The organism is Gleimia sp. 6138-11-ORH1 (assembly GCF_024814355.1).
Taxonomy (GTDB): Bacteria; Actinomycetota; Actinomycetes; order Actinomycetales; family Actinomycetaceae; genus Gleimia.
Window position 1 is genome coordinate 111,943 of record NZ_JANUXV010000004.1, and the last position, 22,031, is coordinate 133,973.

General features: G+C 51.7%; 19 protein-coding genes. 8 read left to right on the forward strand and 11 right to left on the reverse strand.

What is annotated here, in order from left to right:
- Nucleotide 1: 1 nt before the first annotated feature.
- From NXS08_RS06150 to NXS08_RS06170, 5 genes are all read left to right on the forward strand, one after another.
- Nucleotides 2-178, forward strand: coding sequence for a hypothetical protein (locus tag NXS08_RS06150; RefSeq protein ID WP_259138515.1), 177 nt, complete (start codon nucleotides 2-4; stop codon nucleotides 176-178).
- 134 nt (nucleotides 179-312) lie between these two features.
- Nucleotides 313-1,308 carry a stage II sporulation protein M gene (locus NXS08_RS06155; RefSeq protein WP_259138517.1) on the forward strand — a complete coding sequence of 332 codons (996 nt, stop codon included), beginning with the start codon at nucleotides 313-315 and terminating at the stop codon, nucleotides 1,306-1,308.
- 171 nt (nucleotides 1,309-1,479) lie between these two features.
- Nucleotides 1,480-2,484 carry an efflux RND transporter periplasmic adaptor subunit gene (locus tag NXS08_RS06160; RefSeq protein ID WP_259138519.1) on the forward strand — a complete coding sequence of 335 codons (1,005 nt, stop codon included), beginning with the start codon at nucleotides 1,480-1,482 and terminating at the stop codon, nucleotides 2,482-2,484.
- On the forward strand, nucleotides 2,481-3,248 hold the full coding sequence (locus tag NXS08_RS06165; protein WP_259138521.1) for an ABC transporter ATP-binding protein: 768 nt from the start codon (nucleotides 2,481-2,483) through the stop codon (nucleotides 3,246-3,248). The genes NXS08_RS06160 and NXS08_RS06165 overlap by 4 nt, the downstream gene beginning before the upstream one ends.
- A complete protein-coding gene (locus NXS08_RS06170) occupies nucleotides 3,241-4,716 on the forward strand; it encodes an ABC transporter permease (protein ID WP_259138523.1) in 1,476 nt (491 codons plus the stop codon). The genes NXS08_RS06165 and NXS08_RS06170 overlap by 8 nt, the downstream gene beginning before the upstream one ends.
- Before the next feature lie 106 nt (nucleotides 4,717-4,822).
- Here NXS08_RS06170 and NXS08_RS06175 read toward each other — a convergent pair whose 3' ends face one another.
- From NXS08_RS06175 to NXS08_RS06210, 8 genes are all read right to left on the reverse strand, one after another.
- Entirely contained in the window at nucleotides 4,823-5,800 is a 978-nt protein-coding gene (locus NXS08_RS06175) for an acetylxylan esterase (RefSeq protein WP_259138525.1), read from the reverse strand.
- A gap of 97 nt (nucleotides 5,801-5,897) precedes the next feature.
- Nucleotides 5,898-6,587, reverse strand: coding sequence for an N-acetylmannosamine-6-phosphate 2-epimerase (locus NXS08_RS06180; RefSeq protein WP_259138527.1), 690 nt, complete (start codon nucleotides 6,585-6,587; stop codon nucleotides 5,898-5,900).
- 51 nt (nucleotides 6,588-6,638) lie between these two features.
- Complete coding sequence (locus NXS08_RS06185; protein ID WP_259138529.1) at nucleotides 6,639-7,589, reverse strand: ROK family protein; 951 nt, start codon at nucleotides 7,587-7,589, stop codon at nucleotides 6,639-6,641.
- Nucleotides 7,586-8,503 carry a dihydrodipicolinate synthase family protein gene (locus NXS08_RS06190; protein WP_259138531.1) on the reverse strand — a complete coding sequence of 306 codons (918 nt, stop codon included), beginning with the start codon at nucleotides 8,501-8,503 and terminating at the stop codon, nucleotides 7,586-7,588. Before NXS08_RS06190 ends, NXS08_RS06185 begins: the two co-directional genes overlap by 4 nt.
- 18 nt (nucleotides 8,504-8,521) lie before the next feature.
- On the reverse strand, nucleotides 8,522-9,322 hold the full coding sequence (locus NXS08_RS06195; protein ID WP_259138533.1) for an ABC transporter ATP-binding protein: 801 nt from the start codon (nucleotides 9,320-9,322) through the stop codon (nucleotides 8,522-8,524).
- A gap of 2 nt (nucleotides 9,323-9,324) precedes the next feature.
- On the reverse strand, nucleotides 9,325-11,388 hold the full coding sequence (locus NXS08_RS06200) for a dipeptide/oligopeptide/nickel ABC transporter permease/ATP-binding protein (protein WP_259138535.1): 2,064 nt from the start codon (nucleotides 11,386-11,388) through the stop codon (nucleotides 9,325-9,327).
- Nucleotides 11,389-11,390: 2 nt separating this feature from the next.
- Nucleotides 11,391-12,359, reverse strand: coding sequence for an ABC transporter permease (locus NXS08_RS06205; RefSeq protein WP_259138537.1), 969 nt, complete (start codon nucleotides 12,357-12,359; stop codon nucleotides 11,391-11,393).
- A 178-nt stretch (nucleotides 12,360-12,537) separates the two neighbouring features.
- Entirely contained in the window at nucleotides 12,538-14,163 is a 1,626-nt protein-coding gene (locus NXS08_RS06210; RefSeq protein ID WP_259138538.1) for an ABC transporter substrate-binding protein, read from the reverse strand.
- A gap of 163 nt (nucleotides 14,164-14,326) precedes the next feature.
- On the opposite strand from NXS08_RS06210, the gene NXS08_RS06215 reads away from it, so the two are divergent.
- On the forward strand, nucleotides 14,327-15,028 hold the full coding sequence (locus tag NXS08_RS06215; RefSeq protein WP_259138540.1) for a FadR/GntR family transcriptional regulator: 702 nt from the start codon (nucleotides 14,327-14,329) through the stop codon (nucleotides 15,026-15,028).
- Between the two features lie 176 nt (nucleotides 15,029-15,204).
- On the opposite strand, the gene NXS08_RS06220 is transcribed toward NXS08_RS06215, so the two are convergent.
- Together NXS08_RS06220 and NXS08_RS06225 are read right to left on the reverse strand one after the other, a co-directional pair.
- A complete protein-coding gene (locus NXS08_RS06220; protein ID WP_259138542.1) occupies nucleotides 15,205-15,660 on the reverse strand; it encodes a RidA family protein in 456 nt (151 codons plus the stop codon).
- Entirely contained in the window at nucleotides 15,650-16,690 is a 1,041-nt protein-coding gene (locus NXS08_RS06225; RefSeq protein WP_259138544.1) for a pseudouridine synthase, read from the reverse strand. The genes NXS08_RS06220 and NXS08_RS06225 overlap by 11 nt, the downstream gene beginning before the upstream one ends.
- A 191-nt stretch (nucleotides 16,691-16,881) precedes the next feature.
- Here NXS08_RS06225 and NXS08_RS06230 point away from each other — a divergent pair, with 191 nt between their 5' ends.
- Nucleotides 16,882-19,563 (forward strand): choice-of-anchor M domain-containing protein, encoded by a 2,682-nt coding sequence (locus tag NXS08_RS06230; RefSeq protein ID WP_259138546.1) that lies wholly within the window; start codon nucleotides 16,882-16,884, stop codon nucleotides 19,561-19,563.
- A gap of 123 nt (nucleotides 19,564-19,686) precedes the next feature.
- Here the strand turns inward: NXS08_RS06230 and NXS08_RS06235 are convergent, their stop codons facing one another.
- Nucleotides 19,687-21,114, reverse strand: a complete 1,428-nt coding sequence (locus NXS08_RS06235; RefSeq protein WP_259138548.1) for an NAD-dependent malic enzyme — start codon at nucleotides 21,112-21,114, stop codon at nucleotides 19,687-19,689.
- A 186-nt stretch (nucleotides 21,115-21,300) separates the two neighbouring features.
- Between NXS08_RS06235 and NXS08_RS06240 the strand changes: the two genes are divergently transcribed.
- Nucleotides 21,301-21,489 (forward strand): hypothetical protein, encoded by a 189-nt coding sequence (locus NXS08_RS06240; protein WP_259138551.1) that lies wholly within the window; start codon nucleotides 21,301-21,303, stop codon nucleotides 21,487-21,489.
- The last annotated feature ends 542 nt before the right edge of the window (nucleotides 21,490-22,031 follow it).

Below are 22,031 nucleotides of genomic sequence, written 5' to 3' on the forward strand. Positions count from 1 at the left end.
TATGGAAAACAAGTTATCTGTTGAGCAGTTAGATCCGAAAACGGCTAAGCGCATTATGGATGCTCCGTTGCCGACGAAGAAAACTCTCTTTCGCCGCCGGTGTATTCCGCTTCAGTTTGTGCGTTTCGTAGCGTTTAACTTGCGGACATTAAATATCGTGCGTTTGTCGGAGAAGTAATTTCGTTTCCGAGGGCGTTCGATTGATGCCTCTTTTGTGGTGGCGCGGCCACTTAGTTGCTGTTTTAATCAACTAAGTGGTCGCGTCTTTGTGTTTTTCAGTGAACCTCAATTTTTTAAGCTAATCTGGTATTTATGGACCTCGACGCATATGTTGCTACACATCAATCTACTTGGGCTGAGTTGGATGAGCTTTCTCGTAAGCCGCGGCTTAGTTCTGCTGAAGCGGATCGATTGGTGAAACTGTATCAGCAGACTACTACGCATTTATCGACGCTTCGTTCTCAAGCTCCTGATGCTACTTTGGTGATGTCGCTTTCGGCGGTGGTTTCCAGGTCTAGGCGAAAGTTGGGGTCTTCTTCAGAGTCGCTGTTACATTCTATTCAGCATTTTTTCTCTACTTCTTTTCCGGTTGAGCTTTATCGCCTGCGTTGGTGGTGGCTTTCGTTAATGATTGTTTCTTACCTGTATTCTGCGGCGATTGCTACTTGGGTTTATTTGCATCCTGAGTTACATGATTTGTTGGCCTCTCCTGCAGTTATTCGGAGTTTGGTTAATCATGATTTTGAAGCCTACTACAATGAGTATGCGCATAGTCATTTTGCGACTTCGGTGTGGGTTAATAATGCGTGGGTTTCTGCGCAGGCTGTTGCGATGGGGTTTACGGGTATTTATGTGCTTAACCTGCTACGTAAGAATATGCTTAATTTGGGGATAAATGCGGGGTTAATGATTTACTACGGTAAGGCTGGCTTGTTTTGGGGGCTGATTCTTCCGCATGGTTTGCTTGAATTGACTGCGGTTTTTGTAGCTTGCGGGGCGGGGCTTAGTTTGTTCTGGGCTTGGGTTCATCCGGGGGCGATGACTATGGCAGAGAGTTTTGCGCAGGCCGGTAGGCGGGTAATGGTTATTGTGCTTGGTTTAATTGCGGTGTTGGCAATAGCTGGTTTTATTGAAGGTTTTGTGACTCCTTCTTCGCTCCCTACCTTTGTGCGAGTGGGGATTGGGGTTGTCGCTTTTGGAGCGTTCTTATTTTACGCTTTGGTTTTGGGACGGAAGCGTTTTCTGGAGGGGGATTCTTCTGATGTGGCTGATTGGCAGCGGGCTGAAGTTTTGAAAGCTGCTGAATAAAGTAGGCTAATGATATATTAAAGACTTCTTCCCAAGTTAAGTAAAGAGTTTATAAACTCTGTGTTTTCGGGGTTTTTCAGGTTTTTTCGACTTTTTGTTCAGGGACTTTCCGAATAGGTTTTTCTTGGTCTGCCTAGTTAGACTAGAAAAAACAATTCTTGAGAGGCTCCTATGCAGACATCGACACGTAATATTATTTTTCAGTCTTTGAAGCTGGTTTTTTGGGCGATTATGGCGATTGCCTTAGTTAAAGTAGCTTTTTTCCCTAATCAGGAAGTAGCTGAGGAACTGTCCCCTCAGGGGGTTTTTGAATTACCTACGGTTACTGCTGAGTTGGGTGATATTGAGAATTCGATTGAGTTAAATGCTACGGTGGTACGCGATCAGTCGAAGGCTTTCAAATCGACTGAATCAGGTGTTGTGCAGACTATTTTCGTTAAAGATGGGGATACTGTTGAAGCTGGTGCTCCCGTTTTGCAGTTGATGAAAGTTACTGTGAAAGAAGTTCCCGGTCAGTCTTCGGTGGATGAAGAGGGGAATGTTATTCCGGGTGCTTCTGAACAGGTGGAGCAAAAGTCTTGGCATGATGTTTATGCACCTGCTTCAGGAATTTTACGTTTAGAGGCGTTGGTGGGTCAGCAGGTTGAGGTTGGTTCGCCGTTAGGTTCAATTGTGCCGGCTTCTTTCCATGCGCAGGTTTCTATTAACCCTGAGCAGCTTTATTCTTTGCAGGGGCTTCCTAATGTGGCGACGCTTGCGGTTAAAGATGGTCCGGCGCCTTTTGAATGCACTGATTTGCAAACTATTGTTAATGCCAGTGCTCCTAAAGAGGGGGAGCAAAGTAGCGGCCCGCAGATTCGTTGCAATATTCCAGCTGGGCAGACTGTATTCGAGGGCGTTAAGGGGAAGCTCCGGATTGCCGGTAGCTCTGTTAAGCAGGTAGTTATTGTCCCTACTTCAGCAGTGGAGGGTAGGTTTAGAGAAGGTGCTGTTTATCTTCCGGCGGAGGACGGTAAGTCTAAGCCCATTAAGAAAGTAGTGAAGCTGGGGATTTCTGATGGTAAGTTCATTGAAATTACTGAGGGTTTGCAAGCCGATGATGTGATCTTAGAGTTTGCTCCGCTTAATCAGGATGAAAAGCAGGATATAAATGGCCCCGAAAACTATGGGGGATGAGGTTGCTTAGTTTAAAAGAAGTTACCCGCACGGTAGTTCTCCCTAATCAATCTGAGCTTGCGATTTTAAAAGGTATTGATTTAGAGGTTAATGCCGGGGAGCAAGTGGCAATTGTGGGTCAGTCTGGCACTGGTAAGTCCACTTTGTTGAATATTATTGGGATGTTAGATTTACCTGATTCGGGTCAGTATCATTTCAATGGTTTAGATGTAGCCCAGTTAAGTGAAGCTCGTCGGGCGGCTTTGCGGGGTGATTCGTTCGGGTTTATTTTCCAGCAGTTTAACTTGATTATGAATCGCACTGCGATTAGTAACGTGGAAGTTCCACTTTTATATGCGTCCGATTCTCGTTTGTTGAAGCGTAAACATTTGGCTGCGGAAATGTTAGAGCGGGTGGGTTTAGGTGATCGTCTCTATTCTAATCCGGGTGAGTTTTCTGGTGGCGAGCAGCAGCGTGTGGCAATTGCGCGGGCTTTGGTGCGTCGCCCGAAAGTGATTTTAGCGGACGAACCTACCGGGGCTTTAGATTTGCGAACTGGCAAGTTGGTGATGGATTTATTAGAAGAGGTTGCGGCTGAGCAAAATGCTGCGCTGATTACGATTACGCATGATATGAGTGTGGCGGCGCGGGCGCAGACTGTTTACGAGATTATTGATGGTCGTTTGCAGAAAGTTACTGCTGATTCGGCGCTTAATCAAAAGTCTTTATCAGTTCATTCCGCTCAGCTAGATGACCAGCAGACGCTTGAGGTTGAAGATGTCTAAGTTACATTCAGATGAAGCTGTTTCCCCTAAGGATACTGAGATGCCTGGAGAGGGTGCTGCGCAGTCTGCGCCGGGTTCTTCTTCTAAAGGTGCGCGCCGGTTTTCTGGGTTTGTTTTCCTGGGGACTTTGTTTGAAGCGTGGGAAGAGTTGCTTGTCAATCGTGGGAGGGTGATTCTTTCCTTAACCGGTGTGGCTGCTGCCGTGTGGGCGATGGCTACTGTTATCGCTTTGGGTGGGGTGATTTCTGAGGCTCAGGACAGGACTTTTGCTCGTTATAGTGGGCAGCCTGGTACGGTGCGGGTTTCGGTGACGAAGAATTCTGGGGAAGCTGATGAGAAGGACTTGGGGACTGCTGATTTTCCGTCAGCAGAGGTGGGTCCTCCGCCGACTCAGCATAGTCCCGAGGGCGCTGTGGAAACTGATGAGAATGGTCAGGTAGTTGATGTTTTCGGTAAGGCTTCGCTGCGCACAGTTGAGTTATTGAAGTCTAACTATTGGTCGCGCTACCGTGAGGTGGCCAATGGGGTTATTCAAGCTCCGGGCTATATGGATTGTCCGGTTAATGAAAATGGGGTGCAAGATGACTGCTATAACACTACTCCATTTTTTAAGGGGATTGACCCGCAGTATTTTGAGATTTTCAGTTTGCGGCTGTTACGGGGGCGGCTATTAACTGAAAGAGATGCTACTTTGCAGATGAATCCGGTTGTGATCAGTGAGTTAGCTTGGGAGTATATGGGCAAACCTGATTTGCGTTACTACCCGCGGTTTCGGCTTCAAGATAATCCGAATATTTCTTTTACGGTAGTTGGAGTTGTCGATAATCTTACTGGTTATGAGGGCCCTACTTTTTACATGAATTATGAGACGTTCATGTTAGGGATGCCCGCTGATTTTGTGGGCACTAATTCCAGTGCTGAGCTGATTATAGTTGCTCCTAAGGAGCAGAAACAGGCGGCCGCTCAGGCGATGGGGGCTAGTTTGCAGGGGCTTTTGGGTCCGCAGTGGCAGGTGAATATTGTTAAAGAGCAGTTTGGTGAAAATATTGATGGTTTGTCTGGCGTTGTGACTGTCACTGTTTCTGTAATTGGTTACATTGTGATTTCGTTGGGCGCTTTGGGGTTGCTGACGGTTTCGATTGTGACGATTCGTTATCGGGTACGTGAAATTGGGATTAGAAGAGCAATGGGTGCGTCTGCGAAACGCATTTTCGTCTCAGTTTTTATGGAGTCGGTGGTGGCTACCACGGTGGCGGGGATTATTGGCGTGATCGCGTCGATTATTACGATTCGTTCGACGCCGCTGTTAGCGTGGATCAATATTCCTTTTTCGACAACTAATATTGGTTACCCCATGTCAGCGGCTTTGCTTGGTCTGTCGATTGCTGCTGGGGTGGGTGCGTTGGCAGGGATTATTCCAGCGACTATTGCGGTGCGAATTAAACCAATTGACGCGATCCGTTTTTAACGGCTTTTTGGGGAGTTTTCGGTTCAGTGTCGCCCTCGAGATGGTAGGAAAGTTTAGGTACCTAAGTGCCGGTCTTTGCCATCTCGAGGGCTTTCAGGCAGTTGGGTTACGCTCCCAGCCCACGGTTTTTGAGCCACTGGATTTGCTGGCAAAAGTGCGGGTATTGTCCGCCCTCGTGTCCTTTGAATGGGTAGAGCACCATTTCAGCCGGCCCTGCGTATTCGTTGTAGGCGCCGAAAGTGGTGGTGGGTGGCACGCAGTCGTCCATTAGCGCCACGGAAAAGAGGGCGGGCGCGTGGGCTTGGCGGGCAAAGTTGATTCCGTCAATGTAGGCGAGGTTTTCTAAAACTGCCGGTACTCGCTCGGGGTAAACTGCCAGGTAGCGGCGGAGTTCGCGGTAGGGGGGAACTTCTGCGATGGTGGCACCTTGATAGTAGTCGCAGAGCCAGGCAACGTCGGGTAGGATCGCTTTTACTTGCGGGTGGAGTGCCCCGGCGGTGAGGGAGAGTCCTCCGCCTTGACTGATTCCGGTGAGGATGATTTTTTGATTATCTACGGCAGGGATTTCTAAGGCGGTGTCAATGGCGCGTACTGCGTCGGTGATTAACCTGCGGTAGTACATGGTTTCGCGCTGTTCAATCCCTCGGGTGAGGTGTCCGATGGTGGCTGCGCTGGTGGGGTGGGGGTCGGGGGTGTCGCCTCCACTGCCCCAGTCTCCGCCCTGTCCGCGGGTGTCCATCAGAAGGTGTATGTATCCGGCTGAGGGCCATTTGATTTCTGCGCCGGCAAGGCCCCGGCCTCCGCCGTAGCCAATGTATTCGATGATGGTTGGAAGCGGTCTTGGGCTTTCTATGAATCCGCTTGGGCCACTTAACCAGCCTTTGATGGGGTCTGCGGCATATCCGCCGAAAGTTAGTTCATAGAAGTCGAGGTGTTTGTTGGGGGTTTCTACGGGTGTAAAGGTGGCGGGTTTAGCTGCGTTGCGTGCTTCGGTGAGGGTTTGGTTCCAAAATGCTGCAAAGTCGCTGGGGAGTTTTACTTTTGAACGGTAGGCGTAGAGTTCTTCCGGATCGGTGTAGACCATGATTTTCCCTTGTTTTTGATTGTAAAAAGGGTGGGAAACTCAAAGTTGTTTAGTTCTTTTGAGTTTCCCACCTAAGGGTTTGTGCGGGTTTTCCCGTTTAGATGACGGCGTTAAACCAGCGGGTGATCGTTGTGGGGTGCGTAATTGCGGTTCCCACACAGGCTGCGTGGATTGGACGGGTGAAAACTTCCCGGAGTTGTTCGACGGTGTGGATCCGTCCTTCAACTACGATCGGTTTGGTGATCCGCGCGCAGACTTGGTCGATTAGTTCGAAGTCTGGTCCGTCGGTTTTGGGTCGTTCACCGGTGTAGCCTGCTAGGGTGGTGCCGATTAGGTCAGCTCCTGCTTCTTCTGCGCGCAGAGCGTCTTCTAATGATCCGCAGTCTGCCATGACGGCTACGCCGGGAAATTCGTCGTGGATTGCTTTGCAGGCGGAGGCGAAGTCGCCGGAAAGGCGTTCGCGTCCGGTCGCGTCGATAGCCACGATAGATGCTCCTGCCAGGGCGCAGGCGCGGGCGTGTGCTTCCGAGGGCGTAATGTAGACGCCTGAGTGCCCGTATTTAACTAAGCCCACTACCGGTACGGTTACGGCTTGGCGGGCAGCGGTAATATCAACTACGCCTTGGACGCGTACTGCGGCTGCGCCGCCTTCTACTACGGCTTGGCACATGCGAGCGGTTACTTCCGGGGTGCGCAGTGGTTCGCCGGGGTAGGCTTGACAGGAAACAATCAGACCTTTTGAGGCGGCGATAATTCCCTCGATAGTAATATCTTCTTGATCGCTCATTTTCTTCTCTCTGGTTTTGTTTTCCAACTGGTTTGAGTTTTGTTTCGGCGTTTAAGCCTGGAATGTTGCAAATGCTAAGGCAGCTGCTCCGGCTTGGGGGGCGGCTCCACCTAGGGAGGCAGCAACTAGTGGCACTTCTTTAAGTGCTGGCATTAGTTGTGCTTCGTAGGCGGCTCTCAGTGGTTTCCAGTAGACTTCTCCGGCAGCTGCCATGCCTCCACCTAAGATGACTATTTCTGGGTCCAGACAGTTGACTAATCCGGCGATGATTTCTCCGGTGGCGGTGGCTGCGTCGGTGAGGACTTCTAAGGCAATTTGGTTGCCTGTTTCAGCTTGCCGTTCCAGGTCGATGCCGTCTGCTACTGTTGCGCCTCGTTGGTTTGCCCAGCGGACCATGGTGGGGCCTGCGGCGATGGCTTCGAGGTGTCCGTCTACTCCGCAGGAGCATTCGTGTCCGCGCCCGTAGGGGGTGACGATATGTCCTACGTGTCCGGCCAGCCCGGTTGCGCCGCGGACAATTTCTCCGTTGATGGTGAAAGCTCCGCCGATTCCGGTGCCTACGGCTACCATGAGTACGGTTTTGTGTCCGGCTCCGGCGCCCAGCCAGGCTTCTCCTCTGGCGTGTGCGTGCACGTCATTTTCGATGATGGTGGGCATTTCGGTGGCGGCTTCAACGATTTGTGCCAGTTGGGTGCCGGTCCACCCGGGGATTGCTTCCGTGGCGGAGCGTATGAAGCGGCCGCTGGGGTCAATCACGCCGGCGCTTCCGATCCCGCACCCGATTGGGGTTCGTCCCATTTCCAGGGCTTTTTCTTTTACGAGGGCGGCGATGGACGCAACTGTGTTGGCGACGTCGGTTCCTCCGGTTTTTGGAGTGGGTGCACTCCAGGAGGGGAATTCTTTTTTGCTAGCTACGACGTTGCCGTCGCTATCGACAAGCGCACCGGCTATTTTGGTGCCTCCAATGTCGATGGCGACGGCAACTGGAAGTTGGTTGCTCACAGCAGATCAGCCTGCTTTAGGATTTCTGCGATTCCTGCGATTTCTTCTTCGTTTAGGGTGCGTACTGGTTCTGGCATCCGGTTGGAGGCGAATACTCCGAGGGCTTTGAGGGCGCCCTTGAAAGCGCCTACGCCTGCGCCGTAACCTTGGATTCCCTGGGGAACGAAAACGATCCGCATTAAGTCGCTTAGGCGGTCTTGTTCTTTGCGAACGGTTTCCCAATCGCCTGCTTGGTAGGCCTGCCATTGGCGGACGTAACCGGCTGGGTCAATGTTACCTAAGCCAGGTACGCAGCCATCTGCTCCTGCCATGTAGGCGCCGTCTACGACTACTTCGTGTCCGGTGAGGATGGTGAGCGGGTGTCCGGCGCGTTCGTTGTCCTGGCAGAGGAAGCGGAAGTTTACGTCGTCGCCGGAGGAGTCTTTCACACCTGCGAGGATGCCTTCTTTACCTAGACGTACCAGCATGTTGCGGTCAAGTTTGACGTGTACGCAAACTGGAATGTCGTAGGCGAAGAGGGGAAGATCGACGGCTTCGCGGATGAGGCGGAAGTGGCGTTCGATTTCAGCTGGTCCCTGCAGTGCGTAGAAGGGTGCGGTAGCTACCAGGGCGTCTGCGCCGAGTTCTTTTGCTACTTTAGCGTGTTCGATTACGCGGCTAGTTTCGGTATCGATTACACCTACTAGGACGGGAACTCGACCGGCATTGATTTCTACTGCGGCGGCGATGATTTCGCGGCGACGTTCGTCGGTTGAGAATACTACTTCACCGGAAGAACCCAGAATGAAGAGACCATCTACCCCGGCTTCTAGCATACGGTTGATGCTGTTAGCGAATGAGGCTTTATCGAATTGTCCGTCTGCGGTAAGAGCAGTTACTACCGGGGGAACAACCCCGCGGAATGAGTGAGTCATTTTTTCTCCAATAGGTTTTCAGGATTCTTGCACAAGTGAAGGTACTGCTGAGAGCAGCATCTTGGTGTATGGGTCTTTCGGGCTGTGGAAGATATCGTAGGTTGGTTGTTCTTCCACTACGGAGCCTTTGTACATAACCGCGATCTTGTCGGAAATGTAACGTACGGTATTGATGTCGTGTGAGATAAATACCAGGCCCAGACCAAGTTGTGCTTTGAGGTCGGTGAGCAGGTTCAGTACCTGTGCGCGGACGGAAACGTCCAGTGCTGAGGTGGGTTCGTCGGCAATAATCACGTCTGGTTCCAGTACCAGGGCGCGTGCGATTGCCACACGCTGACGCTGTCCACCTGAGATTTGCCGTGGCAGTACGTCCAGGGCGCTTTGGGGTAGACCTACTAATGCAAGTAGTTCTTTAACTCGTGCCAGTCGTGATTTTTCGTCACCGATTCCGTGGACGCGCAGCGGATCGACTAGGGCGTCACGTACGATCATACGTGGGTTTAGTGCGGTGGCTGGGTCTTGGAATACAACGGAGATTGACCGTCCAATTTCTAAGCGTGATTTGGAATCAAATGACGCTGGTTTTCCTTTGAAGTAGATTTCTCCGGAGGTTGGTTTTTGTAGCCCCACCATAACTCGTGCGGTAGTTGATTTACCACATCCAGATTCCCCTACGATTCCCAGGGTTTCTCCGCGGGAGACGGAAAGGCTCACGTCGTTTACGGCATGTACCTTATCGGGGCGGAATAGTTTTCCGGTGCGGGAGGTGTGGATTACGTGAACGTTTTTTAGTTCAATTACTGGAGTTTCTGCAGTCATTATCAGACCTCCTCAGTGCTACGACGCTTAGCAATTTTCGCTAGTGCGTCTTCACGGTCTTTGTGCTGTGAGTAGATATGTTCAGTTCCTTCGATCTGAATCATTTCTGGGCGGCTGTCCAAACCTACGGTTGGTTGTGAAGAGCGTGGAGCGAAACGGTCACCGACAACGAATTCGCGTGGTGATGGCACGGTTCCCGGAACTTGGTGGAGGCGTCCTCCACCTGATTCGATGGAGAGCACTGCTCCCAGCAAACCTTGGGTGTATTCGTGGACTGGCTGTCCTAAGAGTTCCTGGGTACGTCCTTGTTCCACTACCTGTCCGGCGTACATTACGGTGATCCGGTGGGATACGGATGCTACCAGTGCCAAGTCGTGGCTGACGAATACCATTGCGAAGCCAAGCTTTTCGCGTAGTTCGTTGAGCAGGTCGATCACTTGCTTTTGAACGGTTACGTCCAGCGCAGTGGTGGGTTCGTCTGCGATGATCAACGATGGGTCGCGGGTTAGGGCCATGGCGATGAGCACGCGCTGACGCTGTCCACCGGAAAGTTCGTGTGGGTAGGACTTCAAGGTACGTACTGGGTCTAGGCCCACCAGTTCCAGAAGTTCTTCTGCGGTGCGGGTACCGCCGCGTTTGGTTAGCTGCGCCATTTGGGAGCGGATCAGCATGGATGGGTTCAAGGACGAGAGTGCGTCTTGGTAGATCATTGCCAGCTTGTGTCCGCGTAGTGCGTTGTGTTCCTTCGGATCCATGCCAACCAGGTTCTTGCCGTCGAAGAGGATTTCGCCTTCGATCTTGGCAGTTTCTGGGAGCAGACCCATGATGGCCATGGAGGTAATTGATTTACCACAACCAGATTCACCCACAAGGCCCATGGTTTCGCCGGGGCGTACGGAGAAGGATACGTTATCGACGATACGTACATCACCGTGTGCTGCGGGGAAGGAGATGGAGAGGTTCTTTACTTCAAGCAGTGGTGCTTGGGCAGCTTGTTCGTCTGAAAGTACCAGGCGGTCGGTGCGGAGTGCTTCACTACGCTGGAGGGCGTTGAGGCGTCCTTGCAGGGATTCTTCCTGGCTGTGGTGTGCGGCTACCATTTCTTGGTTGCGTGCTTCAAGTTCTTCTTCGGTCAGTCCGCCCTTTGCGTTGTTCACTCGTGCACGTGGGGCGGCGAGGGCGTCGGTTAGCCCTTCTGCCAATACGTTGAGTGAAAGGGTGGTGATGAGGATCATCAAGCCTGGGAATAGGGTTGGCCACCAGTCACCGTTATTTGCGAGGGCTTTGCCGTCTGCCAAGATGTTACCCCAGGATGGTTCTGGTGGCTGCACGCCGGCTTGGATGAAGGACAGGGATGCTTCCAGCACGATTGCGTCTGCAACCAACACGGTGGCGAACACCATGATGGGGGCAACACAGTTACGGGCAACGTGCTTGAAAAGAATCCAGGAGGTGCGGGCTCCCATTACTCGTGAGGCGGCTACGTAGTCTTCTCCGAATTGGGCGAGGACGTTTGCACGCACGATACGGGAGAGTTGTGGCGTGTAGAGGAAGCCGATGGAGAAGATGATCACGGCTACGGATTTACCGAGGGAGGCAACGAATACCGCTACCAGGGCAATGCCGGGGAAGGACATGACGATATCGAGGATACGCATGAGCACTTCCGAAACTGCCTTGTTTGCAGTGGCGGCAATGGAGCCGAGGATTGCTGCGGCGACGAGGGCCATACCGGTGGAGAGTAACCCGATTACTAAGGAGTAGCGGGCTCCGTACATTACACGGGCGAAGATGTCGCGTCCGCTTGCGTCGGTACCGAACCAGAAGTTGCTGTCTGGTGGAACTACGGGGCGGATGGCGCTGTCTGCGGCTTCTTTTCCGACGATGTCAGCTTCGAAAGGTAGTGAAGTTGTCAGTGGGTCGAATTTAGTGATGAGGGGGGCGAAGATTGCCATGAATACTACTAGGAGCAGGATTCCAACGGCGATGCGGGACCCCAGGGGCATGCGGGACTTGTTGAATCGAAGTCCGGGTACGCTTAAACGTTCAGTTAGTTTTTTACGCATTCTCACACGCTCCTAATGCGTGGGTTGACTAATACGTAGAGCATGTCAACGATGATGTTAATGAAAATGAAGGCTAGGGCAACGGTGAGGGTTACACCCTGTACCAGGTAAACGTCGTTACGGGTAACGCCGTCTAGGATGAGTTGGCCCATTGCTTGAATATTGAAGATGATTTCAATAATTACTGCGCCACCCATCAGGTAACCGACGCGCAGGCCGATTACGGTGATTGGGGTGATTAGTGCGTTGCGCAGTACGTTACGGCCGATAACCACCTGTTTTGGAATACCTGCGCCAATGGCGGTACGTACGTAGTCTTTGTCGAGTTCTTCAACCATTGCGGTACGCACCACGCGGGTGAGTGAGCCGGCTACTGGTACTGCCAGCGCGAAAGCGGGGAGGAAGATGTTATTGATGTAGGTGGCGGGGTCTTCGGAGAAAGGAACCCAGGAACCGACCAGCGCGGGGAAGGTTCCGGTACCACCGGGGACTGTGCCGAATGCTTGAATCAGTAGGATTGCGAGCCAGAAGGATGGGGTTGCTAACGCGGCGATGGAGAAAACGCGGATAACCTGATCTGGCCAGCGATCTCGGTATAGGGCTGCGATTACGCCGAATACGAAGGAGATTACCAAGGCGATAGCTAAGCCGATGAAGGTTAGCTGCAAGGTAATGGGGAATGCTGTCGCAATCAGATCAGTTACTTGCGTATTCCCTTTAGATACTCCCAGGTCGAAGGCGGTTAGCAGACCGTAGAGGAAAGCTCCGTAACGAACTAATAGGGGGTCGTTAAGACCGTGTTCTTCACGGTATTGTTCCAGGGCTTCGAGGGAAGCCGATTCGCCCAGGGCCAGCTGTGCTGGATCGGCGGGTGAGAATGACATTATGAAGAAGACTAAGAATGTGACGCCTAAAACCATGATTGGTAGGGCGACCAGGCGTCTTCCAATAAGACGTATGAGGTTTGACACGCTGCATTACTCCCTTGCACTTGCTGCGCTTTACTCTCGACAATGTCGGGGGTTTCTGATTAAAGCAATTCGTCTGAGAATTACTAAGTTTAGTGAGACTGTGGGGGCCGGATAAGTTTTATCCGACCCCCACAATCTTTTAGTTTGGAGGCTTTAGTTAAGCCGTTACCTGATTAGATCAGGCTTTGGTGGTGCCAACTTCTACGAAGGATAGACCAGTTAGAGAGATTGGCTTGAAGTTAGGCAGGGTATCTGCATCCCATGCGGATGGAGACTTGCGGTGGAACAGTGGGTACAGTGGTACTTCTTCAGAGATTACGTCGAAGATTTCGTGCCATGCTGCAGTCTGTTCTGCACCGGTGGACTGAGCTGCCTTCTGCATGAGTTCCTGTACCTTGTCGTAGGATGCGGAACCCTTCCAGTGCATGCGGGTGTCGGTCCAGATGTCGCCGCCGTACCACCAGTTGAGGAGCAGGTCGGTGTCATCGCCGAATACGGATGGGTCGCCAGGGGCAACTACGATATCCCAGTCAGAGGACTGTCCGATGGTGTTGTACAGGTCGGAGGACTTGTATTCGGTGAATTCTACCTGCAGGCCAGCTGCTTCGAGGGATTCTTTGATGATTGGAGTACACTGCTTTACCCAGTCGTGGTTGGTAACCAGGAGGCGTACCTTGGTTAGGCCGGTAGCTGCGAAGCCTTCCTTTGCCTTTTCAACATCCAGGGTGTAAACGTTCTTTGCCTTCTTGTATGAACGGTGGTTTTCCTGTACGAAACAGGTTGCTGGGGTTGCCTGGTTTAGCAGACCGGTCTTAACAACCTTTTCCATGTCCAGTGCGTAGAGGGCGGACTGACGGTTCTTCAGATCCTTCATTGGGGAGCTGTCGCCGTTGTTGAACATCATGAATAGCAGACCGAAGCCCTGTACGGATTCAACGGAAACGGAAGCCTTAACCTGATCGATGGAGAGGTAAGGTACGGAGTCGATTGCCTGTACGTCCTTGGAGGTTACAGCGTTGGTACGGGTTGCTGCGTCTGGCAGGATCTTCCATACCATCTTGTCAGCCTTGGCTGGCTTTGGACCGGTGTAGTCTGCGTTCTTTTCGAATAGTACGGTGGAGGATGCTGCACCGTTGTCGGTCATCTTGTAAGGGCCGGTACCAACTGGGTTAGCGTCGAATGCCTTTGCGTCCTTGGTTACTTCAGCCTTTGGAACAACCTTAACAACGGAGAGACGTTCCTTCAGCAAGGAGAAGGGGTACTTCAGCTTGATGGTAACGGTCTTTTCGTCCTTAGCGGTTACAGCTTCGATGAACTTGAGGAAGGAAGCGTAGAGGGACTTGTTTGCTGGGTCGAGGACGCGTTCGAATGAGAACACTACGTCTTCTGCAGTTACGTCTGCACCGTTGTGGAACTTTGCGCCGTCACGCAAGGTTACTTCGTAGGTGGTGTCATCTACCTTAACTGGCTCTGCATCCTTGGACAGTGCTGCGTAGCAGGTGCGGTCCTCAGTTGGCATGATTTCGAAGAGGCCTTCGAGGGTGTGCCAGTTAGCTGCGATGGTTAGCGCAGAGGTGGTGGTCATTGGGTCGTAACCGTTGGTTCCTAGTTCGTAGGAAATACCTGCGGTTAGGGTGCCACCGTCGGTTGCTTTGTTGTCAGCTGATGACTGAGCGTCTTTCTTTGGCGCGTCAGTTTTTCCACCACAGGCGGCAAGGCCAGCTGCAATACCTGCTGCAGCGGTGATGGTTCCAGCTAGTTTTAAGAAGCCGCGGCGGTCAGTGGTGCCGATTGATTTCGTCATTGAAGTCTCCTAAATGAGGTCGGACGTCTGATGTCTTTCTATTATGACAATGTCTAGTGTACTACGAGAGATACACTCAAACAAGTTTAATTATGGTCCTCAACACAAATTCATTACAATAATATTTAGGTAACAATTCGAATACTAATTCGGAAAGACTGCGATGCTCAGCGAAAACAACACTGCTACAAAACTAAAGAATCTGATTCTCCAACTCCATTTACAACCCGGAGACGCGATTCCAACTGAAACAGAGCTATGCGAAATTCTTAAAATCTCCCGCTCTTCAGTTCGTGAAGCAGTGCGTACATTAGTCGCCCTCGACATTCTTAAAGTCCAGCACGGACGTGGAACTTTCGTTGGCGACATGTCGTTACAACCCCTGGTAGATGCAATTGTTTTTCGCGCCTCTTTAGCTCCCAGCAGCGACTTAAACACCCTCAAAGAAATCGTTGAGATTCGTCGCTTAATGGATATAAACGCCGGCCCTGAACTAATCAAGCGGTTTAAAGACACCGAAAATCCTGAAATTAGAGAACTTGTCCGGCAAATGGTAAAGCACGCCGCACAGGGCAGGGACTTTTCTGACTACGATTTGGAATTCCACAAAGCCCTTTCTTCCCGAATTGAAAATGTCATGCAAAGCCAGTTCGTAGAGGCTTTTTGGAAGATACACACGGTAATCAACCCCATGCTGGAAATTCCTACCCCAGACAATTTAGATGAAACCGCCCAAGCGCACGGAGAAATCTTAGACGCTTTAGAAACTGGAGATTTAGAGGCCTATCAAAAAGCGGTTTACCACCACTATCAGCCGATCTTAGATAATTTAAGTCGCACTTCAAAACATCGTAGCGAGCATTAAAAATCTAAATCCGCGTTAAACCTAAGTACCCGCTGAAAACCTAGGCGAACCTAAAAATCTAAGCGAACCTAAAAACTTAGGCGAACGTAAAAACCTAAGCGAACGTAAAAACTAAGCCTATTTAAAAGACGTTAAATCCTTTGGGGTGGCAAGATTTTCCTTGCCACCCCAAAGGATTAGGCTAAAGCGAATTCGACTTCCACCTCTACTGAAGCGTTCAACGGCAAAGCCGCTACCCCCACTGCTGAACGAATGTGCTGATCGCCGAAAACTTCTCCCAAAAATTCGGAAGCTCCATTAACAACTGCCGGCTGAGCATAAAACTCTGGTTTTGAAGAAACAAACCCAGTTACTTTCAATACTCCCGCTAAGTTATCAACTCCTCCGGCTACTTCCGCCGCAGCCGCGAGCGCATTTAAAGCACATTGCTTAGCTGCCTCATAACCAGTTTCGATAGCTACGCCCTCGTCACCTAACTGCCCGGTAGCCAGCAGTTCACCGGCACGGAAAGGTAACTGCCCCGAAGTGCGCACCGTCTGGCCGCTTACTAACGCAGGCACGTAAGCTGCCACCGGGGGAACCACTGCTGGAAGTTCAATCCCCATTTTTGCCAAACGTTCACTAACTTTCATTTTCTTCTCCTGCCTGTCTATAAGTTTCTAGGTCTATCTTAACGAGCTTCCCCGTTTGTGGATCTGTAAATTCTAAAGCTACTGCTTCTAACTGTAAGGCAGTTTCTGCTGGAGAAACTGTTTCTTCACCGTAGCGGGCGGCATTAAATCCGCCATAAAGCGGGTCCCCCACCAGGGGAATTCCGAGGGCGGCAAAGTGAAGGCGTATTTGGTGAGTTTTGCCAGTATGCGGCTCTACCTCATAGTCGATGAACTTCCGGTCTTTAATAATGCGCTCCTGCTTTGGGCGCAGGTAGGTGACGGCATTCGGTGCCCCCTTCACATTTTGCGCGGTCATAATTCCTTCGACCTTATCAATGCGACTTTCGATTCTTACCCAACCGGGTTTTTCTTCGGGGGCAAGAGTTACCCAGATAAGCTGGTTTGTTTGCAAAGTTTTTAGGTCGAGGGCGTTAAAATCAAGTTCTGCTGCGGTTGCCAGATAAGTTTTTTTAACTTTTCGGTTTTGGAAAAGGTCCTGGTAGAGGCGACGCAATTTCGGCTTTTCTGTAAAGAGGAGTAATCCGGAAGTGGCGCGGTCTAACCGATGGGCGGGAGATAAATCGGGGTTATTTTCCTGTCGGCGCAAAGCAATTGTTGCGCTCCGAACCACGTAGGAGCCGCGCGGCATAGTGGAAAGTCCTTTAGGTTTATAAATCACCATCCACCCGTTACCTTGGTAGATTTTTTCTAAAAGTATCGGGGTGGAAGTTTCATCAGCTCCGGGACGGTAAAGATACACGTGTTTTTCCAAGATATTGGCTGGGTCTTCCCACTTCACTGGGTTTCCCCAGGCATCTACGATTGCCTGGGCGTTAAAAAATTTTTCTAACTGCGTTTTATTTATTGCCGGAATATTTTCTAAAATCCACTCACCTAAGTTCCCCTGTAGTTGGCGAGCTTCTCTTACGTTGATTCGTCTGCCGAGTCTAACTGGGTGGAGTCCACCTCTAGCGGGAAGTTTAGGTGGTTTTTGGGGGCGTGGGCTCATAGGGATTATTTTATTACAGTTGTTGCTTTGGTTTTACTCGAGGTCGATAGGTTAGAAGTTGGTTGATTGGAAGTTGGTAAGGAGTTTCAGAAAGTACCTTTTTCTTTTTTGTGAGATTGTATTTGCGCCCTCGGGAATAATTCTTTAAATTTGAAACTGATAATCATTCTCAATAACTTGGGGGAATCAGAATGCGCAAAAACCTAAACCGAAACCTAACCAGCCTCACCGCCAGCTGCCTACTTCTCACCGGCCTACTAATAGCCACCCCCACCCTCAACCCACCCACCGCCCAAGCAGCTGACAACCTCATCATCAACCAGCAAGGACACGTAGACTCCCCCAAAATCTTCTGGGACGAAACCACCCAAAACTTCACCCTAAAAGCCAAAGGTGACGAACTGGCCCCCATCGAAAAAACCATCAACTACCTAGACAAAATCACCACCGGAAGAACCCAAGAATACTACTACACCGTCCCCACCGACGCGCGACAAAAATTCCTCGGCAACCCCGGAGAACAACTCTTTTGGGCCCCTAACAACGTAGCTCCCCGCTCCAAACAACTTTGGATCGGCTTCGGCGCCGATGTAGCCATCCCCGTAGAAAACTTCCGCGACGAATCCTTCACCCTTGACCTGGTAGGATTTTCCGGCCCCGGAGAAATGAACCTCTTCACCTCCACCCTAGACCCCGAATTCATGCTGGAAAATCCAGTAAACCGCATGCTCTCCTCACACGAACCAGGCCTACGCTCCACCTGGATTAAACCCGGACTCCACACCCACAACCACACCACCTTCTCACAGCCCGGACGCTACACAGTAAGCTACCGCGCCTCAGCCCGCACCAAAGACGGGCAGCTCTTAGCTTCCGCCCCACAAACCGTGGAATGGCAAGTTGGCGGCGCCAGCCCAGCCACCGGCGTACCCGAAACTATCGCAACTCGCTTCAACGCAGCCCCCGCAACCACCGAACAACTCCACAACTTCCGCCCCGTTTTCAGCGTCCAACCAGTTGAAAACACCAGCGGAGCCAAACTCACTGAACTCAACTTCACCACCGGCAACCCCGCTGACACCGGCACCGCAGTATTCTACGTAAACGGCTACTTCCTCACCGAAGCACCCGTCCAACAAGGCACCGCCAAATGGGTCGAACTCATCGGTGCACAAGACGCAGACCTACAAGTGGTTTACCTACCCGCCGCAAACTCCCCCAGCCCCCGCTGGGTATCCGAACCCATCTCATACGCCCAAGGCGACCTATCCGACTCCACCAACCAAACCGGAAACTTCCCCACCCCCGCAGCAGACGAAACCCTCCCCGCATTCAAGTTCAATGACCGCGTCGTCACCAACCCAGAAGTAGCCGTCACCCTAAACGCCACAGAAACTAACTACCTCCTTACCGTAGCTCCCGCCCAAGCAGACCTCCCCGTCCGAGTTGAAGGTGGTTTCTACAACAACCCTCAAGACAAATACCCCTCATGTAAAGTCAGCTTCATCTCTTATCCGCAAAATCGTTCATTCAACCTCTCCACCGAAGACTGCTACGACGTTAATTACTTCGAACTATCCGTTATTCCAGACTCACTCAACCCCCTGGGCGCCACCTTTGTTAAAGGAGAAATCACCGAAAACAGCGGAATACAAAACCATGCGCTACGTTTAACTACCGTCCCATACGTGCCACAGGGAAAACAACCAGGCGACAACTCCACGCCAAACCCATCTAACCCAGGTGACGTTCCCGCCGATCCGCTTATGCCAACGCCCTCGGACCCGGCAGATGGAGATACCCCACCTGCAAACGGTTCTGCCGATGACATTTCTGCCGGCGGCAACGCCGGAGCAGATGCAGGCACCGGCAATGGCAGCAGTACTGGAAGCGGGACAGGCAGCAGTAATGGAAGTGGGACTGGCAGCGCGAATTCTCAAGCCGATTTTGAAATTCCTTGGGACACCCAGCCAGTAACTATCACCGACGGACACCTTGACATTGGCCCACAGTTTTTTAATGACAAACTTAGGATCGTCCTCAAAGACGATTCCCGCCAACACGCAACTAAAACCGTGCTTCGCGACCCGCAGGCCGTAAATATCCTCGTACCCACCGCCGCCCAAGCAAATCGTTCAAAACGCATCTTTGGTGACAGCTCCTACGATTTCCTCGGAGCATACAACACGCCCCTTTACATTTTAGGAGCCACCCAGCAAGCCGGACGGCCTTGGCCCGGATTCTCTACCGAAGAAATCAACTACCAGCAGTTCCCCCAGGGAGTGAACCTGGAACTAACCGCCCTCGAAACCCCCGCAGGTGCCAAATGGTGGGGATTTACCACCGCGCCGCTCGGTGGTTTAGGACAAATGATCTTTGATTCCACCACCACGCAAGTATTAGAAAATCCGCAGCGCACCCACCTGCACCTTAACTGGGCATTCACCACTGCCGGAGTTTATAAGATGAAAATCCGCGCAGTGATCCCCTCGGCAAATGCTAACTCAACTACGCCCACCCCAGCCTCTGCCGCCAACGCGCAAACTGAAATGACCTCCCCTGAAACTACGATTACTTTCATCGTGGGAGATGCTACTAAACAAACCGATGGGAATAGCGTGAGAACAGGTTCAACTGCATCCGGCACGGTTCCTAACGCAACTACTGGCGTGCAAAATACCACCACGCCTGCAGCTGGCGTGCCTGCAACAAATCCGCCTACGCAGGCTGGTTCGTCGGGAAATAGCGTCAATAATCAAAAGGGAAGCCCTGGCCTGCAACTTCCACTTACCGGAAGTAACACTCTTTGGCTACTATCACTGGGGCTGCTAGCGCTGGGAGCAGGTACCTTCGCCGTAGCTCTGCGGCGTTAGCCAACTCTCTCCCCGCCGCCCCCGCAAAGCCTGCCCCCGCAAACCCCATCCAAATACGCGGAGCGTAACACGCCGAGTAAAATCATATCGGCGTGTTACGCTCCGCGGAAAAACATTCCTTAACTAGGAAATATGAGTGTGCTCTTGCACCGGAATCTCATGCTTTGGCAGATTAGTCGCCGCCTTACGCACCGCTTTTTGTACTGCGTAAGCCACCCGATCATCAAAAACACCCGGAATAATATAGTGATTCGACAACTCCTCGTCACTAATAACCGAGGCAATCGCCACTGCTGTCACACGCAAAATCTCAGTCGTAATGGTCGTGGCATGCGCATCTAACAACCCGCGGAACAACCCGGGGAATGCCAGCACATTATTAATCTGATTCGGGAAATCAGAACGGCCCGTAGCCACCACCCGCGCATACTTCGCAGCTGCTAACGGATCAACCTCGGGAGTTGGGTTAGCTAAAGCAAAAACGATCGCATCGTCAGCCATAGTGGCAATATCGTCACCAGTTAAAATATTTCCCTGAGAAACCCCAATGAAAACATCCGCGCCCGCTAATCCATCTTGTAACTGGCCGTGCACCAAACGAGGATTTGTAATCTCAGCAAGTTCCTTACGCGCCGGATTCATCCCCTCAGTCTGATCAGCAGCTAACGCACCCGTGCGCCCGTATCCAACAATATCTTTCGCGCCCTGCGCCAAAAGTAGCTTAATAATCGCAGTTCCGGCAGCTCCAACACCGGAAACAACGATCCGCACGTCCTCGATCCGCTTATTCACAACTTTCAAAGCATTCATTAACGCCGCCAACACAACAACCGCGGTGCCGTGCTGATCATCGTGGAAAACGGGAATATCCAGCTCTTCACGCAGGCGCGCTTCGATTTCAAAACAGCGTGGTGCGGAAATATCTTCTAAATTAATGCCCCCATATCCTGGAGCAATTGCTTTAACGATATTAACGATCTCGTCCACGTCCTTAGTCGCCAAAACTACCGGCCAAGCGTCCACGTTGCCGAACTGCTTAAACAGGGCAGCCTTTCCCTCCATCACCGGTAAAGCTGCTTCCGGGCCAATATCTCCTAAGCCCAGCACCGCCGTCCCGTCAGAGACAACAGCGACAGTGTTAGCCCGTTGCGTGAAGAAGAACGACTTAGAGGGATTGTCATGGATGGCAGTACAAACACGCGCTACGCCGGGGGTGTAGACGCGGGAAAGATCCGCGCGGTTACGAATCGGCGTTTTCGGATTAACACTTAGTTTCCCGCCGGCGTGCGCTAAGAAGGTAGCGTCACGCACGTCCTTAACAGTCACGCCGTCAAGTTCGCTCAGTTTTTGCGCGATCTCGCGTCGGTGCGCAGAGTCGCGAGTGTTGCTGGTTAAATCAAAACTTAACGCACCCTGGTCTGAATCGGTTACGTCGAGGCCGGTGATTGAAGCTCCGGTTGCAGTGACGACATTAACAACGTCTGATAGTTTCGTTTGAGTCTCATCGACTTCAACGCGGTAAGTTGCAGAATACTGCGGGGAAACACGCATTTTTTCTCCTTTATTTGATACGGGTTCTATTTTACGCTGGTTTAAACCGAGGCGGTAATTTCGATTTTTAAAATATTTCCGAGGGCGTCACTGACCGGTAATAGTTTAGAAAAACCTTATATTTTGCCACGCGAGTCGCTTGTTTAGATGTATAGTGTAAGAAGTTAGCTTTGGAAGGAGTTAAAAATGTGCCAACCAGTGAAATGTAAAGTTTGCGGCAAAACTACTTGGGCTGGCTGCGGCCAGCACGTTGCGCAGGTGAAACGAGGCGTACCAGCCTCACAATGGTGCGATAAGAAACATACACCTGAAGAAATTAAAGCAGCACAAGGACCCGGCTTATTCGAACGTATTGCAGCGTTCTTTAAGAAGTAAACTATTCTGTTATAGCCAAAAGGCGAATCGTACCTCCCAGGCGGTTCGCCTTTTTGTTCTATGGGAAGTGGATGTGCCTGCTTGTGGGCGCGTGCCCTGTGATGTCAGGACCCCTGTGGTATCACGCTCGACTGCTATGTGCCCTCGTGTGTTCGCGCGTCCTGGTTGTGGATACGCACGTCATTATGCGTGTGTTATTTGGGTTTCCCGCGTCCTGGCTGTTGGCGTGTTATCCCGGGTGTGCGCGCCCTCGCGTGCGGGTTCCGCTCCCCCTTCGTGCCTGGTTGCGTCTATGCCGCAGTGTGGCTAGCGTCTATGCATGCTCTCGCTTGTGCGCCCTCTCGTGTGCGCCCCGCGTTGCCCGTTGTGTTTTTTGGGGGGGTATTGTTTTGGAGCACAAACACCACGCGCCCCGTTTTGGGGTTTTGGTGTTTGTGCTCCAGTTTGTGTTTGGTTTGCGGCGGTGTCTTACTCTCCCACACCCTGGCGGGTGCAGTACCATCAGCGTGCTAAGGCTTAGCTTCCAGGTTCGGGATGGGGCT

What these genes read in the sequence shown, in the direction of transcription:
- NXS08_RS06200 (WP_259138535.1), bottom strand. Translation starts at nt 11,388, where the DNA reads ATGCGTAAAAAACTAACTGAACGTTTAAGCGTACCCGGACTTCGATTC.
- NXS08_RS06230 (WP_259138546.1), top strand. Translation starts at nt 16,882, where the DNA reads ATGCGCAAAAACCTAAACCGAAACCTAACCAGCCTCACCGCCAGCTGC.
- NXS08_RS06195 (WP_259138533.1), bottom strand. Translation starts at nt 9,322, where the DNA reads ATGACTGCAGAAACTCCAGTAATTGAACTAAAAAACGTTCACGTAATC.
- NXS08_RS06220 (WP_259138542.1), bottom strand. Translation starts at nt 15,660, where the DNA reads ATGAAAGTTAGTGAACGTTTGGCAAAAATGGGGATTGAACTTCCAGCA.
- NXS08_RS06155 (WP_259138517.1), top strand. Translation starts at nt 313, where the DNA reads ATGGACCTCGACGCATATGTTGCTACACATCAATCTACTTGGGCTGAG.
- NXS08_RS06240 (WP_259138551.1), top strand. Translation starts at nt 21,301, where the DNA reads ATGTGCCAACCAGTGAAATGTAAAGTTTGCGGCAAAACTACTTGGGCT.
- NXS08_RS06170 (WP_259138523.1), top strand. Translation starts at nt 3,241, where the DNA reads ATGTCTAAGTTACATTCAGATGAAGCTGTTTCCCCTAAGGATACTGAG.
- NXS08_RS06180 (WP_259138527.1), bottom strand. Translation starts at nt 6,587, where the DNA reads ATGAGCGATCAAGAAGATATTACTATCGAGGGAATTATCGCCGCCTCA.
- NXS08_RS06160 (WP_259138519.1), top strand. Translation starts at nt 1,480, where the DNA reads ATGCAGACATCGACACGTAATATTATTTTTCAGTCTTTGAAGCTGGTT.
- NXS08_RS06190 (WP_259138531.1), bottom strand. Translation starts at nt 8,503, where the DNA reads ATGACTCACTCATTCCGCGGGGTTGTTCCCCCGGTAGTAACTGCTCTT.
- NXS08_RS06235 (WP_259138548.1), bottom strand. Translation starts at nt 21,114, where the DNA reads ATGCGTGTTTCCCCGCAGTATTCTGCAACTTACCGCGTTGAAGTCGAT.
- NXS08_RS06225 (WP_259138544.1), bottom strand. Translation starts at nt 16,690, where the DNA reads ATGAGCCCACGCCCCCAAAAACCACCTAAACTTCCCGCTAGAGGTGGA.
- NXS08_RS06150 (WP_259138515.1), top strand. Translation starts at nt 2, where the DNA reads ATGGAAAACAAGTTATCTGTTGAGCAGTTAGATCCGAAAACGGCTAAG.
- NXS08_RS06175 (WP_259138525.1), bottom strand. Translation starts at nt 5,800, where the DNA reads ATGGTCTACACCGATCCGGAAGAACTCTACGCCTACCGTTCAAAAGTA.
- NXS08_RS06210 (WP_259138538.1), bottom strand. Translation starts at nt 14,163, where the DNA reads ATGACGAAATCAATCGGCACCACTGACCGCCGCGGCTTCTTAAAACTA.
- NXS08_RS06165 (WP_259138521.1), top strand. Translation starts at nt 2,481, where the DNA reads ATGAGGTTGCTTAGTTTAAAAGAAGTTACCCGCACGGTAGTTCTCCCT.
- NXS08_RS06215 (WP_259138540.1), top strand. Translation starts at nt 14,327, where the DNA reads ATGCTCAGCGAAAACAACACTGCTACAAAACTAAAGAATCTGATTCTC.